This is a genomic window from Bacteroidales bacterium (assembly GCA_012519055.1).
Lineage (GTDB): Bacteria > Bacteroidota > Bacteroidia > Bacteroidales > Salinivirgaceae > JAAYQU01.
The window spans coordinates 1-5405 of sequence record JAAYQU010000015.1; the positions used below are offsets into that span (position 1 = coordinate 1).

Genomic DNA, 5405 nt, shown 5'->3' on the forward strand with positions numbered 1-5405 from the left:
AAAAATCAAAATATAACATGTAAAACATGAATAAAACTGCCATAAAAACATAATTTAACAACAAAATACGGCATGGCATAATGGTTGCAATAACAGCAATCAGAAATAAGAAATTAACAAATAACAAGTAATTAAAATTAAAGTATAGTGATATGGGAAAAATTATTGGAATTGACTTAGGGACAACAAACTCGTGTGTTTCCGTTATGGAAGGTAACGAACCTGTAATAATCCCTAACAGCGAAGGAAAACGCACAACCCCATCTGTAGTGGCTTTTATGCCAAACGGGGAGAGAAGAATTGGTGATCCTGCAAAACGTCAGGCAATCACTAATCCAGAGAAAACTATATCGTCAATAAAAAGATTCATGGGAGAATCGTTTGACAAACTTGCAGAAGAAATTAAGAGATATCCATATAAAACTGTTAAGGGCGATAACAATACCCCACGTGTTCAAATTGACGATCGTACTTACACACCACAAGAAATTAGTGCCATTATATTGCAGAAAATGAAAAAAACTGCTGAAGATTATCTTGGCACAGATGTATCAGAGGCTGTTATTACAGTTCCTGCTTACTTTAACGACTCACAAAGACAAGCTACTAAAGAGGCTGGCGAAATTGCAGGGTTAAAAGTTCGCAGAATCATTAACGAGCCTACAGCTGCTGCATTAGCGTATGGTCTTGATAAACAGACTCGTGACATTAAAGTAGCTGTTTACGACCTTGGTGGTGGAACATTCGATATTTCAATTCTCGAATTAGGTGATGGCGTATTTGAAGTTAAATCGACAAACGGCGACACACATTTAGGTGGAGATGATTTCGACCAAAGAGTCATTGACTGGTTAGCCGATGAGTTTAAAAGCGACGAAGGCATTGATTTACGTAAAGATCCAATGGCTAAGCAACGTTTAAAAGAGGCTGCCGAGAAAGCTAAAATAGAGCTATCGAGCGCAACCACAACCGAAATCAACCTGCCATACGTAACTGCAGTTGACGGTGTGCCCAAACACCTTGTTAAAACTCTGACACGAGCTAAATTTGAGCAATTAAACGATGATTTAATTCGTAAAACTATTGAGCCTTGTCGCAAAGCATTAAGCGATGCAGGTATTGATAAATCTGATATTGACGAAGTTATCTTGGTTGGAGGCTCAACACGTGTTCCTGCAATTCAAAAAATTGTTGAAGAGTTTTTCGGCAAAGCCCCTTCAAAAGGTGTTAACCCAGACGAAGTTGTGGCACTAGGTGCTGCTATTCAGGGTGGAGTTTTAACCGGAGAGGTAAAAGATGTGTTGTTGTTAGACGTTACTCCGTTGTCACTAGGTATTGAAACCCTTGGCGGAGTAATGACAAAATTGATTGAGTCAAACACTACAATTCCGACAAAAAAATCTGAAACTTTTACAACAGCTGCCGACAACCAGCCATCTGTAGAGATACACGTATTGCAAGGTGAGCGCCCAATGGCTAACGGAAACAAAACTATTGGTAGATTTATCTTAGATAATTTGCCCCCTGCACCACGCGGAATCCCTCAGATTGAAGTTACATTCGATATTGATGCAAACGGAATTTTAAACGTATCAGCTAAAGATAAAGGTACTGGTAAAACACAAAGTATCAGGATTGAAGCCTCATCAGGACTTACAGATGATGAAATCAAACGCATGAAACAAGAAGCTGAAGCAAATGCTGAAGCTGACAAGCAAGAGAAAGATCGTATTGATAAACTAAATCAAGCTGATAGTATGATCTTCCAAACCGAGAAACAGCTGAAAGAATTCGGCGATAAGATCCCCGATGCAAAACGCAAACCAATTACTGAAGCATTAGAAAAACTTAAAGAAGCACATAAAAACCAAGACTTATCGGCAATAGATAGTACAATGGCTGAGTTAAATACAGCATTCCAAGCTGCATCACAAGATATGTATAATGCTCAAAATGCACAGCAAGCTCAAGATAATGACGGAGCACAAGGTCAACCACAATCGGATCAGAAGGAAGAGGTTACTGATGTTGATTTTGAAGAAGTTAAGTAGCAATTATCAATGTGCAATGAACAATTAACAATGAGTAATTGACTATTTGTGATGTAGAGTTAACGGTCAATATGCTTAAAATCAAAATATTACATAGGCGGAGCATGCTCCGCCTTTTTCGACATTTGTATTTGTTGCAAATTTGTAACAAACGGAAATAAATAACTGACACTCAATATATATATAAATTACAAAAAAGTTAAGTTAAGGCTATCTGTAGGAATGTTTGAAATATCTCTTTACTTTTGTGTATAAATTAAACGTATAAAAAAGAAATTCTTAATGACAAAAATTAAAAAAATTGCCCTTGTTGCCCACGACAACCGTAAAGCTGATATGGTTGAATGGGTAGAGTGGAATTGGAATAAACTAATAAAATATGAACTTATTTGCACTGGAACTACCGGAAAGTTGGTGAATGAAACACTTTCAAAAAAGATGGATGATGAATCAGATGCAAAAATATCAATAACACGTCTTAAATCGGGTCCACTAGGTGGTGACCAACAACTGGGTGCTTTAATTTGTGAGGGAAGAGTTGATATGCTGATATTTTTATGGGACCCTATGACTGCACAACCACACGATGTTGATGTTAAGGCTCTATTACGACTTGCCACACTCTACAATATCCCAACAGCCGTTAATAGGTCAACTGCCGACTTTTTAATAAGCTCTATGCTTATAGATTCAAATTATAAACCCATAATAAAAGATTACGGAAGCTATATAAATAGGAAAATTGATATAAAATAAACAGATATATGCTTGAATTATTTAAAAAAAGACAGTCTCAACGTGCATATAAAGATACTCCTGTAGAGCCGGAAAAAATAGAACGGATATTAGAAGCTGCCAGACTTGCTCCTTCGGCTTGTAATGCACAACCATGGAAATTTATTGTGGTTGATGACCCAGAACTAAAGAACCAGATTGCCGATGCAACATCTGCCAAGCTGTTAGGCATGAACCACTGGACAAAACAAGCACCTGTACATATAGTAATTGTTGAAGAGAGCGCAAATATAAGTAGCAACGTGGGAAGCGTAATTAAACGTCGCCATTTCCCAATTATGGATATTGGCATAGCCGCTTCGCATATATCTCTACAAGCTGCATACGAAGGACTTGGCACATGCTTTATTGGATGGTTTAATGAAAAGAGAGTAAAAAAGTTACTAAATATTCCAACTGGAAAACGCCCTCAACTAATTATAACAATAGGTTATCCAGATTCAGAGATACGTGAAAAAATCAGAAAAGATAAAACTAAGATTGTGAGCTATAACAGCTATAAATAAACAAAAAAGCCGTGCTATTAAAACACGGCTTTTACGTATTATAAATATAACACTAACTACTGTTTTACCAAACGTACAGTCTTAACAGTTCTTCCTTCTGAAAAGAATGTCAACATATAAACCCCTGGGTTTAAATTATCAGTGTTTATGGTTACAATATCATCGTTCATAATCCCTTGACGCGTTGCACGAATTCGTCCGTGAATATCTATTATTTCAAGGTTCAAGGAACCACTACTTAAACCATCTACCTTGATATTTACAAGACTAGTAGCAGGGTTTGGATACACCATAATTTCAGATGTAAACTCAATAGCATTAATAGAAACAATTCCTAAAGGACCTTGTTGAAATCCTTGGGTAATAATAATCGTGTTGTCGCTGGAAACTAAAGTTCCAATAACAGGCTCACCAAGTGTCCAACTCATGGAGTATCCAGTCTCTGTATTGGTATGACTTGCTCCCGCAGCAGCAACTACTGAGTGTGTGATTGTCTGCGCATTTAAAAAACCGACAACAAACAACATTGATAGTAAAGTGTATAGCCTCTTCATAATATTATCTGTTTTTAGTTGATATCTTACAAAATATTTAATTAACAAATATAGGTAAACAATATTAAAATCAAACAAATTATAATTATTAAAATGTTAACAATTTGTTATTTTTATTTTAATGACTCTTTTAACAACTTCTCAAACATCTCAATTTTCTCCTCAAGTTTCTTAATAGTCTCATTTTGCTCTTTTATAGCTTCAACTAACACAGGGGTTAGTGTAGCATACTCAATGCCGTAATAAACTCTTTTTCATAAGACTAAAGTTTTAATGATTATTTGTTTTTAATAAATTTTCAGTATTTATATAATATTCCTTTTTAGCAAAATAAGGAAAAAATTCTTACAAATCTATCCGTATTTTTACGGAAAGCGTTATCCGTAATTTCCGCAACGCTAATATAAGAAACTGATTATTAACGACATACATTCAACTCACGTTGATACGCTGTGTGTTAATGATTTGTTAAGTTTTTTAATTATCTGTTAAATCGAAGATTTGGAAGATTTATCATACTAAAAAAAACAGGTAAATTGCTATGCATAATATTATCTTTTTTTGCTTAAAATTATTATTAAACTCATTAGAGCGATATGGTCTATATACAAAAAGGAGCTATCTCGAAAAACGAGACAGCTCCTATACTTATAATAATACATTAAATTATTGCTTAATAAATCTATGTATTGTTGTATTGTTAGTTTCTATTATTCTTATAAAATAAGAACCCGAATTTAGCATTCCAATATCCAAAGTGGTTGTGCTATTTTCGGTTTTTGTTGTACTGATTAATGCTCCACTAACATTGTATAGCTCAATAACAGCTTCATCACTATTACTACGTTCTATTGTCAATACTCTTTCAGCAGGATTTGGATATAGTCGAACAAAACTATTCGCAAAACCATCTATTCCAGTAATCATATTTACAGGAATCGTTAAATCAGCACCGTTTACCACAAACGAACCCTCAAAATCAGAGTATCCTGATTTTGATACAGTATAGTTATACTCCCCGTTAAACAACCAGATTGTAGCTTCACCCGAAGCATCGGTTGTCAACGTTCTGTTATTAACAAAAACATTAGCACCTTCAATAGGGGTGCCGTCACTTTCTCTTTTAACAGTGAAGTTTACATACCAGTACGGTGGAAGATAAAAAGACATCTCTGCCACTTCAGACTCACCAGATGTGTAAACTGCTTTAACTCCAGCTGTATGATAACCCCCTCCAACATTTTCAAATCTGTAGGTTGTTTCCATAATGTCTGAAGCTACTTCTTCACCGTCCAAATATACCGTATATCCGTTAAATGCTCTTGTTTGGCTTGGTGTACCATTGTAATAGTCACCAATTTCGGGTATAGAAACAACAGATATCTGATCAGAAGTAAATTCTCCGATACGTGCGTTCTCGTCAACTACTGCTCCAGGTCTTACAACGTCAAGGACTCTTTTTGTTTTTGCATCAGTAACGGTAATAGTTGTCATATCAT

At 35.5% G+C, this 5405-nt stretch carries 5 protein-coding genes; 3 read left to right on the plus strand and 2 right to left on the minus strand.

Features of this window, described 5'->3' with window-relative positions:
* Nucleotides 1–152 precede the first annotated feature (152 nt).
* The 3 genes from dnaK (at nt 153) to GX311_03190 (ending at nt 3352) form a co-directional block, all read left to right on the plus strand.
* Nucleotides 153–2051 carry a molecular chaperone DnaK gene (gene dnaK / locus GX311_03180; protein ID NLK15379.1) on the plus strand — a complete coding sequence of 633 codons (1899 nt, stop codon included), beginning with the start codon at nt 153–155 and terminating at the stop codon, nt 2049–2051.
* A 282-nt stretch (nt 2052–2333) separates the two neighbouring features.
* A complete protein-coding gene (locus tag GX311_03185; protein ID NLK15380.1) occupies nt 2334–2807 on the plus strand; it encodes a methylglyoxal synthase in 474 nt (157 codons plus the stop codon).
* Between the two features lie 8 nt (nt 2808–2815).
* Nucleotides 2816–3352: a nitroreductase gene (locus GX311_03190; GenBank protein NLK15381.1), complete on the plus strand. Its 537-nt coding sequence runs from the start codon at nt 2816–2818 to the stop codon at nt 3350–3352.
* A 56-nt stretch (nt 3353–3408) separates the two neighbouring features.
* On the opposite strand, the gene GX311_03195 is transcribed toward GX311_03190, so the two are convergent.
* Both GX311_03195 and GX311_03200 read right to left on the minus strand, forming a co-directional pair.
* Nucleotides 3409–3906, minus strand: a complete 498-nt coding sequence (locus GX311_03195; GenBank protein ID NLK15382.1) for a T9SS type A sorting domain-containing protein — start codon at nt 3904–3906, stop codon at nt 3409–3411.
* A 666-nt stretch (nt 3907–4572) separates the two neighbouring features.
* Nucleotides 4573–5405: T9SS type A sorting domain-containing protein (locus tag GX311_03200; GenBank protein NLK15383.1), on the minus strand; the 833-nt coding region annotated here is incomplete at its 5' end.

What these genes read in the sequence shown, in the direction of transcription:
- GX311_03195 (NLK15382.1), bottom strand. Translation starts at nt 3,906, where the DNA reads ATGAAGAGGCTATACACTTTACTATCAATGTTGTTTGTTGTCGGTTTT.
- dnaK (NLK15379.1), top strand. Translation starts at nt 153, where the DNA reads ATGGGAAAAATTATTGGAATTGACTTAGGGACAACAAACTCGTGTGTT.
- GX311_03185 (NLK15380.1), top strand. Translation starts at nt 2,334, where the DNA reads ATGACAAAAATTAAAAAAATTGCCCTTGTTGCCCACGACAACCGTAAA.
- GX311_03190 (NLK15381.1), top strand. Translation starts at nt 2,816, where the DNA reads ATGCTTGAATTATTTAAAAAAAGACAGTCTCAACGTGCATATAAAGAT.